Source organism: Klebsiella sp. PK18 (assembly GCF_057784655.1).
Window position 1 is genome coordinate 4,423,883 of sequence record NZ_CM173493.1, and the last position, 18,240, is coordinate 4,442,122.

Below are 18,240 nucleotides of genomic sequence, written 5' to 3' on the forward strand. Positions count from 1 at the left end.
AGGTCAGGCTTCCCGCCGCTGACCAATAATCAGGAGTGGTTATGGCTATTTTGTCCATTGGATTTGCTTGTTTCGATCAGTTTTTCTTTCTCAATGAATGGCCTCAGGAGAATACCAAAAACTTTTGTCATGATTTTATAGAAAGCGGCGGCGGCCCAGCGGCCAATGCGGCATGGCTGCTAGGATTATGGGGTGAGGAAGTCTATTACATTGGTCATCTGCATCAGGACCTTTACGGTCAGCGCATTATCGATGAGTTTGCCGAAGCGGGCGTGGATACCAGCCAGGTGGTTTTTTCCGATGACATGATCACTCCGCTGGCCTCGGTGCTGGTCAATCGCTTAACGGGTTCGCGGACGATTATTACCCGCAAGATGCAAACGCCACCTTCCCTGACCTACGATCAAAAGCTCAAACTGGACGACCTCGCCGAGCGGCTGATTGCCAGCGAGGAGCCGGTCACCATTTTAATTGACGGCCATGAGGCAGAAATCAGTGAATATTTAATCAAGAAACTGCCCCACGCCAAAGTCGTGATGGACGGGGGTTCACTGCGTGCCAGCAATATTAAACTGGCGGCCTGGACTGACTATTTTGTCGTAAGCGAACATTTTGCCCGCGATTATATGAGCTATCGTTCACTGAGCACCGAAGCAGACATTAAAGCGGCCCTGATTGAACTGAATAAAATTTGCCGCGGCGAGGCGTTTATCACCCTTGGCGAAAAAGGCTGCGCCTTCTTAAAGAGCGGTATGCTGCAGATCGTCCCGTCCTGGCTGTGCAATGCCGTTGATACCACCGGCGCCGGGGATGTTTTTCACGGTGCCTTTACCTATGGCGTCCATTATTCGTGGCATATAGATAATATTATTTTATTTGCCAGCCTGACCGCCGCTATTTCTATTGAGAAAAAAGGGGTACGGGAATCGATGCCGGATCTGGCGGTCGTCCACCACTCGCTAAATAGCTACGAGAGAAACTTAAAGCAATATTTTGAAGAATAACTGCGTTTAATACATATCAAGAGGTGAATATGTTAGTGTCGATGAAGGACATGCTTCAGCATGCCCTAAAGAACGGTTACGCCGTCGGTCAGTTCAACATTAATAATCTGGAATGGGTCGGCGCCGTATTAAGCACCGCCCAGCAGTGCCGCTCACCGGTTATTTTGGGCGTGTCCGGCGGCACGGTTAAGCATATGCTCGGGTTAAAATGTATTCATGATATTGTGGTGAATGCCATAGATTATTTACATATTGATATTCCGGTGGCTCTGCATCTGGATCACGGCACTACCCAGGAGGCCTGCGAAGCCGCGATCGCTGCCGGCTTCAGTTCCATTATGTTTGATGGTTCACATCTGCCGTTCAGGGAAAACCTGACCATCACCCGCCACCTGGTGGCGCTGGCGCACAGCAAGGGCATCTCCGTGGAAGCCGAACTGGGGACCATCGCCGGCAGTGAAGATGGTATCGTTAACTCCGAGGTCATTTACGCCGATCCTGAAGAGTGCTACACCCTGGTGACAGAAACGCAGGTGGATTGCCTCGCCGCCGCGCTGGGTTCCACCCATGGTCTGTATAAAGGTAAAGCCCGGCTGGGATTTACTGAGATGAAAGCCATTGCCGAGCGCGTGAAGGTCCCGCTGGTGCTGCATGGCGGCACCGGTATTGCCGATGAGGATATGCGCCGGGCGATTGCCTGCGGCACCGCCAAGATTAACGTCAATACCGAAAACATGTACGCCTGGTGCCAGCAGGTGAAAGCGATCTTTGCCGCCGATACCGGGCACGATGTGAACGATCCGCGGAAAGTCATCACCCAGGGACTGCAGCCGGTACGCGAGATGATTGCCCGCCGCATGGCGCTTTTTGGCTCACAGCAGCGCTATTGACGCCGGGCCTGCGGCTGAAACCTCCGCCCCGAAGCTGCCGGGGCGGAGGCGTCAAGGTATCAGAAGGCAAAGCAGGAGCAGCCCAGCACGCCCCAGAAAGCTTGCTCATCGGAGACCGGAATCGACGACCTGCGCGCAATATCATGTTGGTGGCCGTGAACGCCGCAGCTGCCGCAGCACTGGTGCATCTGCACCATGGCGCCGATTTTAGCCGCCGCCGGCGGAGCGGAACGGTAATGGCCCGGGACCTTCACCACCGGTGACCACTCCGGTAGCACCGGAATGGGCGGCGGCGCCAGCGGCGAAAAGTGACCGGCAGCGTACACCACTTTGCCATCAACCACCGTTAACACGGACTCAATGCCTTTGATCTCCTCTTCCGCGACGCTGAAGTAGTCTTTCGACAGCACCACCAGATCGGCAAGCTGACCGGCGGCCAGACGGCCTTTCTTGCCCTGCTCGCTGGAGAACCAGGCGCTGCCCGCCGTCCACAGCTCCAGCGCGACATCGCGCGGCAGGCGGTTGTCGTCGTCGTACATCGCCATCCCGCCAACGGTGCGCCCGGAGACCAGCCAGTACAGTGCGGTCCACGGATTATAACTGGCGACGCGGGTGGCATCGGTGCCCAGCCCCACCGGCACGTCCAGTTCCAGCATTTTCGCTACCGGCGGAGTATGTTTCACCGCCTCTTTACCATAGCGATCGACAAAGTATTCGCCCTGGAAGGCCATCCGGTGCTGCACCGCAATACCGCCCCCCAGCGCCTTCACCCGCTCAATGTTACGCTCGGTAATGGTCTCGGCATGATCGAAGAACCAGTGCAGGCCATTAAACGGGATATCGCGGTTCACCTTCTCAAACACGTCCAGCATCCGGCTGATGGACTCGTCGTAGGTGGCATGCAGGCGGAACGGCCAGCGATGCTCCACCAGATGGCGCACCACCCGCTCAAGCTCATCCTCCATGCCTTGCGGCAGATCCGGCCGCGGCTGCAGGAAATCTTCAAAATCCGCAGCCGAGAACACCAGCATCTCGCCGGCGCCGTTGGCGCGATAGAAGTCGGTCCCCTGCCCCGGCTTCAGCATATCGGTCCAGCGTTCGAAATCCTCCAGCTCCTGCTTCGGCCGCTGGGTAAACAGGTTGTAGGCGATGCGCACGGTCATCTGATCTTTCGCGTGCAGCTGTTCGATAATTTCGTAATCTTCCGGATAGTTCTGGAAGCCGCCCCCGGCGTCGATGGCGCTGGTCAGCCCCAGTCGGTTCAGCTCGCGCATAAACTGACGGGTAGAGTTCACCTGCAGATCCAGCGGCAGCTTCGGCCCTTTGGCCAGAGTAGCGTAAAGGATCATGGCGTTCGGTTTGGCGATCAGCATCCCGGTCGGGTTGCCGCGGCTATCGCGGACGATCTCTCCGCCCACCGGATCCGGCGTCTCTTTGGTATACCCCACGGCTTTCAGCGCCGCGCGGTTCAGCAGCGCGCGATCGTAGAGATGCAGCACAAACACCGGCGTATCGGGCGCCGCGTCGTTCAGCTCTTCCAGGGTCGGCATCCGCCGCTCAGCGAACTGAAATTCGCTCCAGCCGCCGACCACCCGCACCCACTGCGGAGAGGGTGTGCGATCCGCCTGATCCTTAAGCATTCGCAGGGCATCGGCCAGCGAGGGAACGCCCTCCCAGCGGAGCTCAAGGTTGTAGTTCAACCCGCCGCGGATCAGGTGCAGGTGAGAATCGTTGAGGCCCGGGATCACCGTATGCCCTTTGAGATCGACGATTTGCGTCCCCTCGGCGGCAAAGCTCATGATCCGATCGTGGCTTCCGGTAGCAACAATTTTTCCGTCGGCGATGGCCACGGCTTCCGCCAGGGGATTCGCGCGATCGAGGGTATGAATCTGACCGTGGGTCAGAATCAGTGTGGCAGTTTGCGACATAACGCACTCCTTGAGGAGGCTGACTCAGTTTTTCTTTAACCAGCCAGCAAACAGGCGGGTCACGATGGGCATCCAGAACCAGACCACCAGCGCAACCACGCAGGCATCATTGATCAGGTGCAGCAGCAGGCTCCCTTTGAGCGACGGCAACAGCATACCGGTGACCGCAGGCACCAGGTTGGTGCTGGGAAAAATCACCAGCAGGGTGATCAGAAACTGTTTCCAGCGCCGCGGCTGGCGCACGTTCGCCGTCGGCGGGGTAAACCAGAAGGCCGGCTCGGTCCGCACCTCCGTCCGATCGCCTTCCGTCAGCAGCGGCGCAATCTCTGCCACCAGCTGCCGACGGGTTTCCGACTGCGTCCAGGCGTAGAGGTGCTCCAGGGTATCGAAGCGGATTATGACGCTCCACAGATTCTGCCCTGCGGCGGGCCGGATCACATTCGCGCCGAGATGGCCGGGAAACTCGGCCGCAATGGGCATAATTTTACCGAGCCACTCCTCGTAGCGCTGGCCGTGTTGCGGATCGAGCAGATGGCTGATGACCAGGGTCACCGATTTTTGCTGCGCCATAGAGAGTTCCTTGCTTCAGGGGAATGGCGGGATTGTTCCCGCCATTAGCCACAGATGACCATACACAACATCATTCATGCTACGTCGAGGCGGCAAGCCGGCACGTCCCCCTGAGCGGAGATAAGTCAGCGACCGGGGACGGGTAAACGCAGCCGAAGATCAGGCAGCCTGAAGGATGAAGTGATTTACGCTTTACGCTCCGGCGCGCCATGCACCATGGTATAAGCGTAATCCACGCCCATCCCGTAGGCGCCGCTGTGTTCGCGTACGAGGTCCATCACCGCATCGTAGGTCGCTTTGCGCGACCAGTCGCGCTGGTACTCCAGCAGCACCTGTTGCCAGGTCACCGGTACCGCCCCCGCCTGCACCATCCGGTCAATAGACCGCTCATGGGCGTCGACAGAGGTGCCGCCGGAGGTATCCGTCACCACATAGACCTCGTAGCCCGCCTCCAGCGCCATCAACGCCGGGAAGGTCAGGCAGACTTCGGTCCACAGGGCGGAAATCACCAGCTTTTTACGGCCGGTCGCTTTCACCGCCGCCACAAACGCGTCGTCTTCCCAGGAGTTCATCGAGGTACGTTCAATCGGCTTGACGTCAGGATGCACGGCCAATAATTCCGGCCAGATATAACCGCTGAAGCTTTTGGTCTCTACGGAGGTATAAATCACTGGCACATTAAAAATTTTGCCCGCTTTCGCCAGCGCCACGGTGTTATTTTTCAGGGTCTGGCGATCGATATTCGCCACGCCAAATGACATCTGCGGCTGGTGGTCAATAAAGATAAGTGCGGAATTAGTGGGATCGAGCAGTTCACGAATAGACATTAAATACCTTCTTAATCAATGAGTTAAAAAGATGACATGATGGTTAATGCGTCGTGTGGATCCTGACTGATAAAGCATGGTGAGTATAGCCAGTTATTTCTAACAAGTTATTAAAGTTTTTTTGTGGTTTATTTTTTTGCCCGTAGCAAGGATTTGCTCGCATCCGCATTAATCAAATTTTTACGCCAAACTGTTCTGATTTATTCACTGGCATTGATTATTGTGCTTAGGTACAACAAGGGAAAATAAATTAATGGATAGCTCCCCCATGCGTGTGAATTTTGATGTACTCATGATCCTTGATGCCCTGGACAGACACGGGTCCTTCGCCACCGCCGCGGAGTCGCTGTATAAAACCCCCGCCGCCCTGAGCTATATGATCCAGAAGCTGGAGAGCGATCTGGATATTGTGCTGTTGGATCGCTCTGGCCACCGGGCGAAGTTTACCGATACCGGTAGGCTGATGCTGGAGAAGGGACGGCAGCTATTGAGCGCCGCCAGAGATCTGGAAAAGCAGGCGCAGCAGCTGAGCGCGGGCTGGGAGCGAGAGCTGGCGATCGCTCTCGATGCTTCGTTTCCCTTTTCTGCCCTGCTACCGCTGATCGCCGAATTTTATGCGCAAAACCCGCAGACGCGGCTGAACTTCAGTCATCACACCCTCGCCGGTTCGTGGGAAGAGCTGACCCACCATGGCGCGGATATTATCCTCGGCGCCATCAATGAGCCCCCGACCTCTGCAGAGTGGTCATGGCAAACCCTCGGCGCACTGGATAATATTTTCGTGGTTGCCCCCGCCCACCCGCTGGCTCAGGCGAAGGAGCCACTGACCAATAAACAGCTCAGCCAACATCGGGCCATCGTGATCCGCGACAGCGCCCGTTATTGCCATCCGCTAAACAGCAATCTCCTCGACGAGCAGCCGCAAATCGGCGTCGATGATTTCGCCAGTAAAGTCGAACTGCTGTGCGCCGGGTTGGGCTGCGGCTTTCTGCCGCGCCATATCGCTCGCCCATGGCTGGAAAAAGGCAGTCTGGTGGAGAAAAGCGTCGCCTGCTGGCGGGAAAAAGATATCACCTACATGGCCTGGCGCAGCGGGAATGACGGGCTGGCTCAGCGCTGGTGGCGGGAGGCGCTCCTCCGCGGCGACCTGCTGAGCCAGCTCTACCGTTAACGGCCGGACCAGACGCTGGCGGAGATGGCCGGGAGGGTCAGCACCCCGTCCTGAAAGGCGCCGGCGCCTTCCAGCAGCGTCCACCCGGCCACGTTCAGCAGCGGCGAATCCTCGATAACCACCTCGCAGGCTTCCCCGCGGTTAATCGCCACCAGCACGCGCTGCTGTTTGTAGACCCGGACAAACACCACCACGTTATCCTCGGCGTAAATCACCTGACAGCCGCCGTAGCGCAGCGCCTGCTGGGCCTTACGCAGTTTCGCCATCCGCTGATACAGCGCCAGCAACTGGGTATCCTGCAGCGCCGGATCCCACGGGAACGGTTTGCGGCAGAACGGATCGTTGTTGCCATCCACGCCCACCTCGTCGCCGTAGTAGATGCACGGTACGCCCGGCCAGCTAAACAGCCACACCACCGCCAGCGGCAGGCGCGCTACGTCTTTACCAAGGAGCGATTTAAAGCGCGCCGTATCATGGCTGTCGAGCTGGTTGAACATCCGCAGCTGCTGCTGATGCGACAGCCCGGCGCGATAATTATCCATCCACGCCATGCAGGTCTGGGCGTCTATCTTCTGCGGATCGTAAGAGATATCGGTATTGGCGAGGAATCCCCAGATCGGGAAGGTAAAGCCGCGATAGTTCATCGCCGCATCTTCGGCATCCGCCTGCAGCCATTGTCGCGCATCGCCAAAATGTTCGCCAAAGACAAAGGCTTCCGGCTGCGTTTGTTTTGCCGCCTGAGTGATGCCGGCGATATGCTGCAGGTTATTCCGCGCCCCGCCGCCTTCGCCCAGCATATGCACCACGTCCAGACGCCAGCCGTCCATGCTCCACGGCGCCTTCAGCCAGTGGCGTACGATACTGTCCTCGCCGGCATAGATCTCGTTGACCAGGCTGGTCGAGCGATAGTCGAGCTTCGGCAGACTGGCATAGCCCAGCCAGTTGTGCGCCTGCCCCTCCTCTGAGAAGGTAAACCAGTCGCGCCACGGAGAATCCGGGTAATGGCCGGCGCCGCCGCTGCCCTGCTGGTGTCGGTCGAACCAGGGATGGGAATCGCCGGTATGGTTGAACACCCCGTCGAGGATCATGCGCATCCCCGCCCGCTGGGTGTTGTGGCGCAGCCGGAGCAGCGCCGCGTCGCCGCCAAACTGCGGATCGACGCGCCGATAATCCTCGGTATCGTATTTATGCACGCTGGGGGCGGCGAAAACCGGGTTCAGATAGAGGGCGGTGACGCCGAGTTGCTTCAGGTAGGGAAGTTTTTCGCTGATGCCGTCGAGATCGCCGCCGTAGAACGTCGACCCGCCCGCTTCACCGGTTAGCGGTTCGTCCCATGCCTTGCGCACAATCTCCCGTCCCGCCGCGTGATGGTAATAGACCGCATCCTGGTCGGCGTCACGCGCGGCGCTGCGGGCAAAGCGATCGGGGAAAATCTGATAGAACACCTGATCGGCCACCCACTGCGGGCCGGCGTCCGGCAGGTCAATGGCAAACTGTTCCAGCCTGGCCGGCGGGAAACGGGTGAAACCTTGTGGCGTAAACCAGCGCTGATGGTCGGCCCACAGCAGCTTAAAGCTGTAGCGGCGGCGCGGCTGGCCGCTGGCGAGAGAGATTTCACCGCGCCATGCCACCACGCCTGGCTGCGGCGCCTGACGGAGCCGCTGCATCGGCAGCGACAGCTCTTCGTTATCCTCTTCCGCGCGCAGCGTGATCCGCTGCGGCAGCGACTCACCGCTTAACCACAGGGTAATAAACAGTCGGTCCTGTTGCACCTTGATAAAGGGTGCAACCGGAAGGTGCCATGCCTTCAACATCGTGAATCCTCATTGTGCAGAATGGGCACACCTTGCCATAGCCGTCAGGCGCAGAACTCATCATCACAGGATTTTTTGGGGGAGGATAACGGGGGAGGACGCGGGACTGCAAGCCGCCCCGGTCGCGTGATGCTGACCGGGGCGGTGCATTTACTGTGCCTGCGCCAGGCGGCGATCGCGACGGGTCTTAAAGACCCAGCCCAGCAGCAGCAGGCCGATCCACGCCATACCGACATACAGCGAGATACGGGTATCCGGATGATAGCCGATCAGGGCGATAATAAAGGCCAGGAACACCAGGCCGACTACCGTGGTCACCACTCCGCCGGGCACTTTGAATTTCAGCGCCTTGACCTCTTCGGGCGACAGACGGCGGCGGAAGGCAATCTGTGACAACAGGATCATAATCCACACCCACACCGTGGCGAAGGTGGCCAGGGAGGCGATCACCAGGAAGACGTTTTCCGGCATGATGTAATTGAGATACACCGCAAACAATAGCGCAATAGTCATCACCATCACCGTCACCCACGGAATACCGCGGCGCGACGTTTTAGCGAACACCTTCGGCGCGCTGCCCTGCTCAGCCATACCGTGCAGCATACGACCTACGCCGAACACGTCGGAGTTAATCGCCGACAGGGAGGCTGTCAGGACCACGAAGTTAAGAATACTGGCCGCGAAGGTAATGCCCAGATGCTGGAAGGTCAGGACAAAGGGGCTGCCGTCGGTTCCCACCTGATTCCACGGATAGATGGACATAATGACGAACAGTGTGCCGACGTAGAACACCAGAATACGCATCGGCACCGAGTTGATCGCGCGCGGAATGGATTTCTCCGGGTCTTTCGCCTCACCGGCGGTAATACCGATGATTTCGATGCCGCCGTAGGCGAACATCACCATCTGCAGCGACATCACCATCCCCAGCCAGCCGTTGCTGAAGAAGCCACCGTTGCTCCACAGGTTATGAATGCCGGTCGGCTGGCCGCCGTTGCCGATCCCCCAGATAATAATGCCGAACCCGGCGAGGATCATGATGATAATGGTGGCCACTTTGAAGAACGAGAACCAGAACTCCAGCTCACCAAACACCTTGACGCTCATCAGGTTGACGGCGCAGATGATCAGTACCACGCTGAGCACCCAGATCCAGTGCGGCACCGTCGGGAACCAGACGCCCATGTAGATACCGAAGGCGGTGACGTCGGCGATGGCGACGATCAGGATTTCGAAGCAGTAGGTCCAGCCGGTGATATAGCCCGCCAGTCCGCCGAGGTTTTCCTGGGCATAGCGGGAAAATGAGCTGGCGGCAGGGTTATGCACCGACATCTCACCGAGCGCCCGCATAATGATATATGCCGCGACGCCACCGATAATGTAGGCCAACAGCACGCTGGGTCCGGCCATTTTAATGGCGTCGGCTGAGCCGTAAAAAAGCCCGGTGCCGATGGCGGAACCCAGGGCCATAAAGCGGATATGCCGGGTGCTTAGCCCGCGCTTAAGCTTGTTACTACTTTCCATCGTGGTTTTTCAATGCCGTTTAACACAAAAAATAAAAAACCACGGAACCCGAAGTCCCGTGGTTAAACGCTTTTCCTTAACGCCTGTTAATGGGCGCTGGAAGTCACCTGACGTCCGGCTGCGCGATCCCAGATCACCGCGAGGAACACCATCACGGCGGTGGGCATCAGCCAGGCCAGGCCCTGCTCCGCCAGCGGCAGACGCGCGGTCCAGGCCGGCAGAATCGCGGCAAACGCCGATGACTTAATCCCGTCAATGATACCAAACATCAGACTGATAAACATGGCCGGCGCGATAACGCGGGACGAATTATGCCACCAACTGCGGGTAAAGCTTAATACAACCAGTGCGATACACGGCGGATAGATAGCGGTCAGCACCGGAATTGACACCTGAATCAGGTGGCTCAGGCCCAGATTGGAGACCGCCATCGAGAACAGGCCAAGGATAAAGACCAGCGTGCGATAGGAGAACGGCAGATACTGGGCAAAGAACTCGGCGCAGGCGCAGGTCAGGCCCACCGCCGTCACCAGGCAAGCGATGAAAATCAGCGCCGCCAGCAGGAAGCTGCCCGCCCCGCCGAAGGTGTGCTGCACGTAGGAGTGCAGAATGGCCGCGCCGTTGGCGGACTGGTCCACGAGAGTGGCGCTGTCAGAACCCAGACGGAACAACGCCAGGTACAGCAGCGTCAGGCCAACGCCTGCCATCAGGCCAGCCCAGACGGTGTAGCGGGTCAACAGACGCGCTTCGCTGACGCCGCGGGAGCGTGCCGCATTGACAATCACGATCCCGAACACCATCGCGCCGAGGGTATCCATGGTCAGGTAGCCGTTGACGAAGCCATTGGAGAATGGCGCCGTACGATACGCTTCCAGCGCGTCGCTGATCGGGCCCGCTGGCCAGATGATGGCCGCGACCGCCAGCACAATCAGGGCGATAATTTTCAGCGGCGCAAGGAAGTTGCCCACGGTGTCCAGCAGTTTGCCCGGATAGAGGGAGACCAGAATCACCAGCGCGAAATAGATAACGCTGTAGATCAGCAGCGGCAGCGGGCCGTCGCCGGTCAGCGGCGCAATACCGACCTCAAAGGAGACGGTCGCGGTGCGCGGGGTCGCGAACAGCGGTCCCACCGCGAGATAACACACCACCGCCAGCAGGATACCCGCCACTTTACCAATCGGGGTGCTCAGGCTTTCAACGCCGCCGCCGACTTTCGCCAGCGCCACCACCGTCAGCACCGGCAGACCCACCGCAGTGATCAGGAAGCCGATCGCCGCAGTCCAGACGTGCTCGCCCGCCTGTAAGCCAACCATCGGAGGGAAAATTATGTTGCCTGCGCCAACAAACAACGCGAAGGTCATAAAGCCCAACGCTATGATGTCGCGAGATTTTAACTGATGGGTCATAAATTCATTACTGCCTGTGGATGTGGTGTTGTAAAAAATGGAAAAATACCGCGCTCCCCTCTCAGGGACGATACAGCGGCCATTGCCGGTAAACTCAGCGAGATATGCTCCCGAAGCGGCGTGGGAAAGAATTGTTTTTGGTATTACCACGCAAAAGCAGTCTGTCATCGACTGCGCAGGCGCAATTTAAACGCTTATAACGTTTTAAAGCAAGGCACGATCGCAAAAGCAGATGATTATGCTGGTTATCAGTTTCACACCAGAATCATTTACCATATTGATGGAAAACCCGTGGCTTATCATGCGAACAAAAAAGCAGCACGCGTTCATTAAATAGGCGAGGAAAAAAGGGATGCCAACGAAAATGACCAGCCGGGGCTGGTCATTGGCAAGATAAGCTGACAGCACGCCGATCAGGCGTCGTTTCTGGCAATTAATCGTTCCGGGAGCAGGAAGCTAAAACGGGTTCCCTTGCCCACCGTGCTGTCGATCTCCAGCCGGCTGTCATGATGGTTGACCGCGTGTTTGACGATCGCCAGTCCCAGGCCGCTGCCCCCCGTTTGCCGGGAGCGAGCTTTATCCACCCGATAAAAACGCTCGGTCAAACGGGGAATATGCTCTGGCGCAATGCCTGGCCCATTATCCTCGACGCTGAACAGCGCCCCCTGCGGGGTCCGCTGCCAGCTGACGCGAATTTCGGTCCCCGGCGGGGTGTGGTTCACCGCGTTATAGACCAGATTGGAAATGGCGCTGCGCAGTTGCTCCTCATTACCCAGCACCTTGAGCTGCTCGTCAACGGTGAAGATCAGCGTCTGTTTCTCCTGGCTGAGAGTTTGCGCCTCGCGCTCCACCACCCGCAGCATCATCGGCACGTCGATGCGGTCATTCATCGCCAGCGCCGGCGCGGCTTCAATGCGCGACAGCGTCAGCAACTGCTTCACCAGCCCTTCCATACGCTGAGTTTGCTCTCGCATGGTGTGCAGGGCTTTTTCCCGCGTCGCCCCCTCCAGTACCTGCTCCTGCATCATCTCCAGATAGCCCTGCAGCACCGTCAGCGGGGTGCGCAGTTCATGGCTGACGTTGGCGAAAAAGTTCCGCCGCACCCCTTCCAGCTGATGCATCTGCGTCACGTCGCGCGCCACCATCAGCCACTGCTTATCGGTGTAAGGCATCACGCGAATTTCCAGATGGCGAGCGTTATTCAGCACCAGGTTGAGTGGCTTAGAAAAATCACGCTGTTTCAGATAGTTGGCGAACTCGGGATAACGCAGGAGGTTGAGAATATTTTGGCCACTGTCGTCCGGCCAGCGCAGGTTTAAAATCTGCTGCGCCAGGCCATTACACCAGAAAATGGCCCCCTCTTCCGTGGTCAGTACAACCGCATCCGGCAGCGATTCCGCCCCGCTGCGAAAGCGTTTAATCAGGCTTCCCAGCTCGCGTCGACGCTTTTTATTACGCATCTGCATCTGATGCAGACCATACAGCAGCGGCTCCCAGCTGCCGCGTCCAGGCGGAGGAGTCATGCTCCGATCCACCCACAACCACCACGACAGGCGCATCAAATTCCAGAAATGCCAGATCAGCAAACCGGTCACTGCCGCCAGTAAAAACCACGGCAGATGACCCACAAACGCCCCCAGAATCAGGGCCGGAATACACGCTAAAAAGAGCTCCAGCGCCAGCCTTTTCCATGACAGCCGTTCCAGCACGGGTCACACTCCTGTCAAAATTCAGAAACGGGCGGAGAAACGATACCCCGTGCCGCGAACCGTTTGCACCATGCGATCATGGCCACTGTTTTCCAGCGCTTTGCGCAGGCGGCGAATATGGACGTCCACCGTGCGGTCTTCCACATAGACGTTGGTTCCCCAGACGTGGTTCAGCAGCTGCTCGCGGCTGTACACTCGCTCAGGATGGGTCATAAAGAAGTGCAATAATTTAAATTCCGTCGGCCCCATGTCCAGCGGACTGTCGCCGGTCATCACCCGATGCGACGAAGGGTCGAGGCTCAGACCCTGCATTTCGATCACCTCTTCCACCGCCATCGGCGAAATACGGCGCATCACCGCTTTGATTCGCGCCACCAGCTCTTTCGGTGAGAAAGGCTTGGTAATGTAGTCGTCCGCGCCGGTCTCCAGGCCGCGAACACGATCCTCTTCTTCTCCACGCGCGGTCAGCATCACAACCGGGATATCCCGCGTCATCGCCTCGCGCTTGAGCAACTTAATAAACTGCAGCCCCGAACCACCCGGCAGCATCCAGTCAAGGAGAATCAAATCAGGCCAGGGTTCATTGAGTTGATTCACCGCGCTGTCATAATCTTCCGCCTCGACGGGCTGAAAGCCATTTTGCTCCAGAACAAAGCAGACCATTTCGCGGATTGGAGCTTCATCTTCAACGACCAGAATTCTTCTCGCCATTATTTACCCTGTGTTTTTTAGCCATCAGTATAGAAGTGCGGCGTCATTATGCGTCACTTTTGTGACAGATTTATGAAAAAAATGACGGTCTGATGATCGGGTAATTTGAAGCATGACGCGGACTTACCCCGCGCCGACAAATGATATACTGCCGCCCATGCTTTTTTCGCTAGGGAAGATTTATGCGCCTCCTTCACACCTCCGACTGGCATTTGGGCCAGAATTTTTACAGCAAAAGCCGCGCGGCAGAACACGACGCTTTTCTTACCTGGCTGCTGGCCCGCGCGCAGGAGCATGAAGTCGACGCCATTATCGTGGCTGGCGATATTTTTGATACCGGCTCGCCGCCGAGCTATGCCCGCGAGCTGTATAACCGTTTTGTCGTCCAGTTGCAGCAGACCGGCTGTCGCCTGGTGGTGCTGGCGGGCAATCACGATTCAGTGGCGATGCTCAATGAGTCCCGCGATATTCTCGCCTTTTTGCACACCACCGTGGTGGCGAACGCCGGCTACGCGCCCATTGAACTGCCGTTGCGCGACGGCACCCCTGGCGCCATCTTTTGCCCGGTGCCGTTTTTACGCCCCCGCGAGCTGGTTACCAGTCAGGCCGGCCACTCCGGTCGGGAAAAACAGCAACAGCTACTGCACGCCATCAGCGACTATTATCAGGAGCAGTATCAGCAGGCCTGCGCGCTGCGCGGCGATCGGCCGCTGCCCATCATTGCCAGCGGCCACCTGACCACCGTCGGCGCCAGCAAAAGCGATGCCGTCCGCGACATTTACATCGGCACGCTGGATGCCTTTCCGGCGCAACACTTCCCGCCTGCCGACTACATTGCGCTGGGCCATATTCATCGGGCGCAGGTGGTCGGTGGCTGCGAGCACATCCGCTACAGCGGCTCGCCGCTGCCGCTGAGCTTCGATGAAACCGGCAAAGCCAAATCGGTGCACCTGGTGAGTTTTAACGACGGGCGCCTCAGCGCCGTGGAAACCCTGGAGGTGCCCGTGACCCAGCCGCTGGCAGTGATCAAAGGCGATCTGGCCGCCATCACCGCCCAGCTGGAGCAGTGGCGCGGCGTCGAGCAGGACCCGCCGGTGTGGCTGGATATCGAAATCACCACCGAGGACTACCTGCACGATATTCAGCGTCATATTCAGGCGCTGACGGAGGATCTGCCGGTGGAAGTGTTGCTGGTACGCCGCGGCCGCGAGCAGCGCGAGAAAATATTGCTCAACGCCCAGCGGGAGACCCTCAGCGAACTGAAGGTGGAAGAGGTGTTCGAGCGCCGGCTGGCGCTGACCGAGATTGACGATGACAAGCGCGCCCGGCTGCACGAGCTGTTCACCCATACGCTGCATACGCTCACCGCGGAGGACGAAAACGCATGAAAATCCTCAGTCTGCGTCTGAAAAACCTCAACTCCCTGAAGGGTGAATGGAAGATAGACTTTACCGCCGAGCCGTTCGTCAGCAACGGCCTGTTCGCCATTACCGGCGCCACCGGCGCCGGCAAAACCACCCTGCTCGATGCCATTTGCCTGGCGCTTTATCACGAGACGCCGCGCCTGAATAAAGTTTCCCAGTCGCAAAATGACCTGATGACCCGCGATACCGCCGAATGTCTGGCGGAGGTCGAGTTTGAAGTCAAAGGCACCGCCTACCGCGCTTTCTGGAGCCAGAACCGGGCACGCAACCAACCGGATGGCAATCTGCAGGCGCCCCGCGTCGAGCTGGCACGCTGCGCCGACGGCAAAATCCTCGCCGATAAGGTCTCGGACAAACTGGAGCAAACCGCGACGCTCACCGGGCTCGACTATGGCCGTTTCACCCGCTCGATGCTGCTTTCCCAGGGACAATTTGCCGCCTTCCTGAACGCGAAGCCGAGCGATCGCGCGGAGCTGCTGGAGGAGCTGACCGGCACGGAAATCTACGGCCAGATTTCGGCCATGGTCTACGAACAGCACAAAGCCGCTCGCCACACGCTGGAGAAGTTCGAAGCCCAGGCGGCGGGCATCGTTCTGCTGACGGAAGCGCAGCAGCAGGCGCTGCAGGAAAGTTTGCAGGTACTCACTGACGAAGAAAAAACCCTGCTAACGCAGCAGCAAAACCAGCAACAGCAGCTTCAGTGGCTGACGCGCTGCGACGAGCTGGCGCAGCAGCACCAGCAGGCGGTTAGCCGGCAACAGCAGGCCCGCCAGGCGCTGACCGACGCCGCCCCGGCGCTGGCGAAGCTTGAGCTGGCCCAGCCGGCCGCCCAGCTGCGCCCCCTGTGGGAGCGTCAGCAGGAACAGGTGGCAGGTCTGGCGCAAACCCGGCAACGGATCAACGAAGTAAATGCTCGCTTACTTGCCTGCACCGCGCAGCGCGCGCGCATCCGCCGCAGCGCCCTGCACGCTCAGCAGCAGCGTCAGGCTGAACTGACGGACCTGGCGCAGTGGCTGGCGGCCCATGACCGATTCCGCTTATGGGGCCAGGAGATTGCCGGCTGGCGGGCGCAATTCTCGCAACTGACGCGCGATAAACAGCAGCTAACGGCTCAGACCACCCGCCTGGCCGCGCTGCGCCAGAAACTCAGCGCTCTGCCGGCCAGCTCCCTGTCATTGTCCGCAGAGGAAGTCGCGGCGGCGATGGCGCAGCAAACGCAATCGCGGCCGCTGCGCCAGCGGCTGCTCTCCCTGCATGAACAGCATCAGCAGTTGCACAAACGCCTGCGGCAGAGCGCCGAGAACATCCAGCAGGCGCAAACGGAGCAGGCAAAACTCAATGCCACCCTGACGCAACGTCGGGAGCAATATAAAGACAAAAACCAGCACTATCTCGACCTGAAGGCGCTCTGCCAACGGGAAGAAACGATTAAAGATCTGGAAGGTTACCGCGCCCGGCTTGAGGCGGGGAAGCCCTGCCCGCTGTGCGGATCCTGTGAACATCCGGCGATTGAGCAATACGCCTCCCTAACGGTCACGGATAATCAGCGCCGCCGCGACGCGCTGGAAAAAGAGGTCGCCGCGCTGAAAGAAGAAGGTCTGCTGGTCCTCGGGCAGGTCAACGCCCTGACGCAGCAGCTCCAGCGTGAGACCGAAGCGGCCCGGCGGCTCACAGAGGAAGAGCAAGCGCTCACTAAAGCGTGGCAGGAAACCTGCGCCGCTCTGCAGGTCACGCGGGATATTGCGCAAGAGATAAACGACTGGATGCAGGAGCAGGAGCGCTACGAGCAGCAGCTCTATCAGCTCAGCCAGCGTCTGATGTTACAGAGCCAGCTCAACGACCAGCAAGCGCTGGAGCGCCAGGCTCACCAGCAGCTGGAGACCACGCGCCAGGGGCTGGAGAACGCCCTGCAGACGCTGTCGCTCAGCCTGCCGGAAGAAGGCGCAGAAGCCGCCTGGCTGCACGCTCGCGAAAGCGAATTTGCCCGGTGGCAGGCGCAACAGACGCGGCATGGCGTGCTCCAGGATCAGATCGCCGCCCTGAAACCGCTGCTCGATACGCTGCCGCCCGGCGATGAGGATGACGCGGAGGCTGAGCCGGTGATCCCGGACAACTGGCGCGAAATCCACGAGGAATGCCTGTCGCTGCACAGCCAGCTTGTCGCCCAGCAGCAACTGGAGACCGAAGAAACGGCGCGCGTACATCAGTCACAGACGCAATTCACGACTGCCCTGGCCGCCAGCCGCTTCAACGATCGGGAGGCGTTCCTCGCCGCACTGCTGGATGACGAGACCGCCCAGCGGCTGACGCAGTTAAAACAGTCGCTTGAGCAGCAGCTTCAGCAAGCGACGGTGCTCTGCGAGCAGGCGACTCAGCAGCAACAGGCGCATCTGGCGCTGCGGCCGCAAGGATCAGACGCGGACGGCCCCACCCTGCAAACGCAACTGCACGCCCTGGCCCAGCGGCTGCGGGACAACACGACCCGTCAGGGTGAGATCCGCCAGCAGCTCAGGCAGGATAATGAAAGCCGCCAGCAGCAGCAGGCGCTGGGGCAGCAGATTGCAGAGGCGGCGCAGCTGGCGGACGACTGGGGCTATCTGAATTCGCTGATCGGCTCCAGCACCGGCGACCGGTTCCGCAAATTCGCCCAGGGGCTGACGCTGGATAATCTGGTCTGGCTGGCAAACCAGCAGCTCAACCGCCTGCACGGCCGCTATCTGCTGCAACGCAAGGCCAGCGAGGCGCTGGAGCTGGAGGTGGTCGATACCTGGCAGGCCGACGCCGTGCGCGACACCCGCACCCTCTCCGGCGGCGAAAGTTTTCTCGTCAGCCTGGCGCTGGCCCTGGCGCTGTCAGACCTGGTGAGCCATAAAACACGGATTGACTCCCTGTTTCTCGATGAAGGGTTCGGCACCCTCGACAGCGAAACGCTGGATACGGCGCTGGACGCCCTGGATGCCCTTAACGCCAGCGGCAAAATTATCGGGGTGATCAGCCACGTGGAGGCAATGAAGGAACGTATTCCGGTGCAGATCAAAGTGAAGAAGATAAATGGCCTGGGCTACAGTCGGCTGGACAGAGTGTTTGCGGTGGAGTGAGGTCTGAATTATGGCGATGTCCCCTCACCCTAACCCTTTCCCGGAGGGAGAGGGAACCGTCCGGCGCCGGTCTGTAATTTCGCACGCTATTGCGATTCCCCTCTCCCTGCAGGGTGAGGGGTTCCCGGCCACTGCCTCTACCACCCGCACCGTACCGCTTTTCT

14 protein-coding genes are annotated in these 18,240 nt (G+C 59.1%); 6 read left to right on the forward strand and 8 right to left on the reverse strand.

Annotated features, from left to right (window positions below; translation table 11 throughout):
• Positions 1-41 precede the first annotated feature (41 nt).
• The gene (locus AC3EMD_RS21850; RefSeq protein ID WP_008805365.1) at positions 42-1,004 is read left to right on the forward strand and encodes a carbohydrate kinase family protein; all 963 of its coding nucleotides are present in this window, start codon (positions 42-44) and stop codon (positions 1,002-1,004) included.
• A gap of 35 nt (positions 1,005-1,039) precedes the next feature.
• Positions 1,040-1,894, forward strand: coding sequence for a class II fructose-1,6-bisphosphate aldolase (gene fba, locus AC3EMD_RS21855; RefSeq protein ID WP_162493339.1), 855 nt, complete (start codon positions 1,040-1,042; stop codon positions 1,892-1,894).
• 59 nt (positions 1,895-1,953) lie between these two features.
• Here fba and AC3EMD_RS21860 read toward each other — a convergent pair whose 3' ends face one another.
• From AC3EMD_RS21860 to AC3EMD_RS21870, 3 genes are all read right to left on the reverse strand, one after another.
• The gene (locus AC3EMD_RS21860) at positions 1,954-3,822 is read right to left on the reverse strand and encodes an amidohydrolase (protein WP_008805363.1); all 1,869 of its coding nucleotides are present in this window, start codon (positions 3,820-3,822) and stop codon (positions 1,954-1,956) included.
• A 24-nt stretch (positions 3,823-3,846) separates the two neighbouring features.
• Positions 3,847-4,392, reverse strand: coding sequence for an antibiotic biosynthesis monooxygenase (locus tag AC3EMD_RS21865; RefSeq protein ID WP_008805362.1), 546 nt, complete (start codon positions 4,390-4,392; stop codon positions 3,847-3,849).
• A gap of 185 nt (positions 4,393-4,577) precedes the next feature.
• Positions 4,578-5,219 (reverse strand): hydrolase, encoded by a 642-nt coding sequence (locus AC3EMD_RS21870; RefSeq protein WP_002890357.1) that lies wholly within the window; start codon positions 5,217-5,219, stop codon positions 4,578-4,580.
• Between the two features lie 268 nt (positions 5,220-5,487).
• Here AC3EMD_RS21870 and AC3EMD_RS21875 point away from each other — a divergent pair, with 268 nt between their 5' ends.
• The gene (locus tag AC3EMD_RS21875) at positions 5,488-6,390 is read left to right on the forward strand and encodes a LysR substrate-binding domain-containing protein (protein ID WP_012968843.1); all 903 of its coding nucleotides are present in this window, start codon (positions 5,488-5,490) and stop codon (positions 6,388-6,390) included.
• Here the strand turns inward: AC3EMD_RS21875 and malZ are convergent.
• From malZ to brnQ, 3 genes are all read right to left on the reverse strand, one after another.
• Complete coding sequence (malZ, locus tag AC3EMD_RS21880) at positions 6,387-8,204, reverse strand: maltodextrin glucosidase (protein ID WP_008805359.1); 1,818 nt, start codon at positions 8,202-8,204, stop codon at positions 6,387-6,389. The two genes, AC3EMD_RS21875 and malZ, sit on opposite strands and share 4 nt — an antisense overlap.
• 150 nt (positions 8,205-8,354) lie before the next feature.
• Positions 8,355-9,728 (reverse strand): proline-specific permease ProY, encoded by a 1,374-nt coding sequence (proY, locus tag AC3EMD_RS21885; protein WP_008805358.1) that lies wholly within the window; start codon positions 9,726-9,728, stop codon positions 8,355-8,357.
• An 86-nt stretch (positions 9,729-9,814) separates the two neighbouring features.
• Positions 9,815-11,134 (reverse strand): branched-chain amino acid transporter carrier protein BrnQ, encoded by a 1,320-nt coding sequence (gene brnQ, locus AC3EMD_RS21890; protein WP_008805357.1) that lies wholly within the window; start codon positions 11,132-11,134, stop codon positions 9,815-9,817.
• On the opposite strand from brnQ, the gene AC3EMD_RS21895 reads away from it, so the two are divergent.
• The gene (locus AC3EMD_RS21895) at positions 11,126-11,467 is read left to right on the forward strand and encodes a hypothetical protein (RefSeq protein WP_153242733.1); all 342 of its coding nucleotides are present in this window, start codon (positions 11,126-11,128) and stop codon (positions 11,465-11,467) included. The two genes, brnQ and AC3EMD_RS21895, sit on opposite strands and share 9 nt — an antisense overlap.
• A gap of 80 nt (positions 11,468-11,547) precedes the next feature.
• Here AC3EMD_RS21895 and phoR read toward each other — a convergent pair whose 3' ends face one another.
• Complete coding sequence (gene phoR, locus AC3EMD_RS21900; RefSeq protein ID WP_302073774.1) at positions 11,548-12,843, reverse strand: phosphate regulon sensor histidine kinase PhoR; 1,296 nt, start codon at positions 12,841-12,843, stop codon at positions 11,548-11,550.
• A gap of 21 nt (positions 12,844-12,864) precedes the next feature.
• Positions 12,865-13,554 carry a phosphate response regulator transcription factor PhoB gene (phoB, locus tag AC3EMD_RS21905; protein WP_302073775.1) on the reverse strand — a complete coding sequence of 230 codons (690 nt, stop codon included), beginning with the start codon at positions 13,552-13,554 and terminating at the stop codon, positions 12,865-12,867.
• A 182-nt stretch (positions 13,555-13,736) separates the two neighbouring features.
• Here phoB and sbcD point away from each other — a divergent pair, with 182 nt between their 5' ends.
• A complete protein-coding gene (gene sbcD / locus AC3EMD_RS21910) occupies positions 13,737-14,942 on the forward strand; it encodes an exonuclease subunit SbcD (RefSeq protein WP_109909831.1) in 1,206 nt (401 codons plus the stop codon).
• Positions 14,939-18,076, forward strand: a complete 3,138-nt coding sequence (sbcC, locus tag AC3EMD_RS21915) for an exonuclease subunit SbcC (RefSeq protein ID WP_302073776.1) — start codon at positions 14,939-14,941, stop codon at positions 18,074-18,076. The genes sbcD and sbcC overlap by 4 nt, the downstream gene beginning before the upstream one ends.
• Positions 18,077-18,240 lie beyond the last annotated feature (164 nt).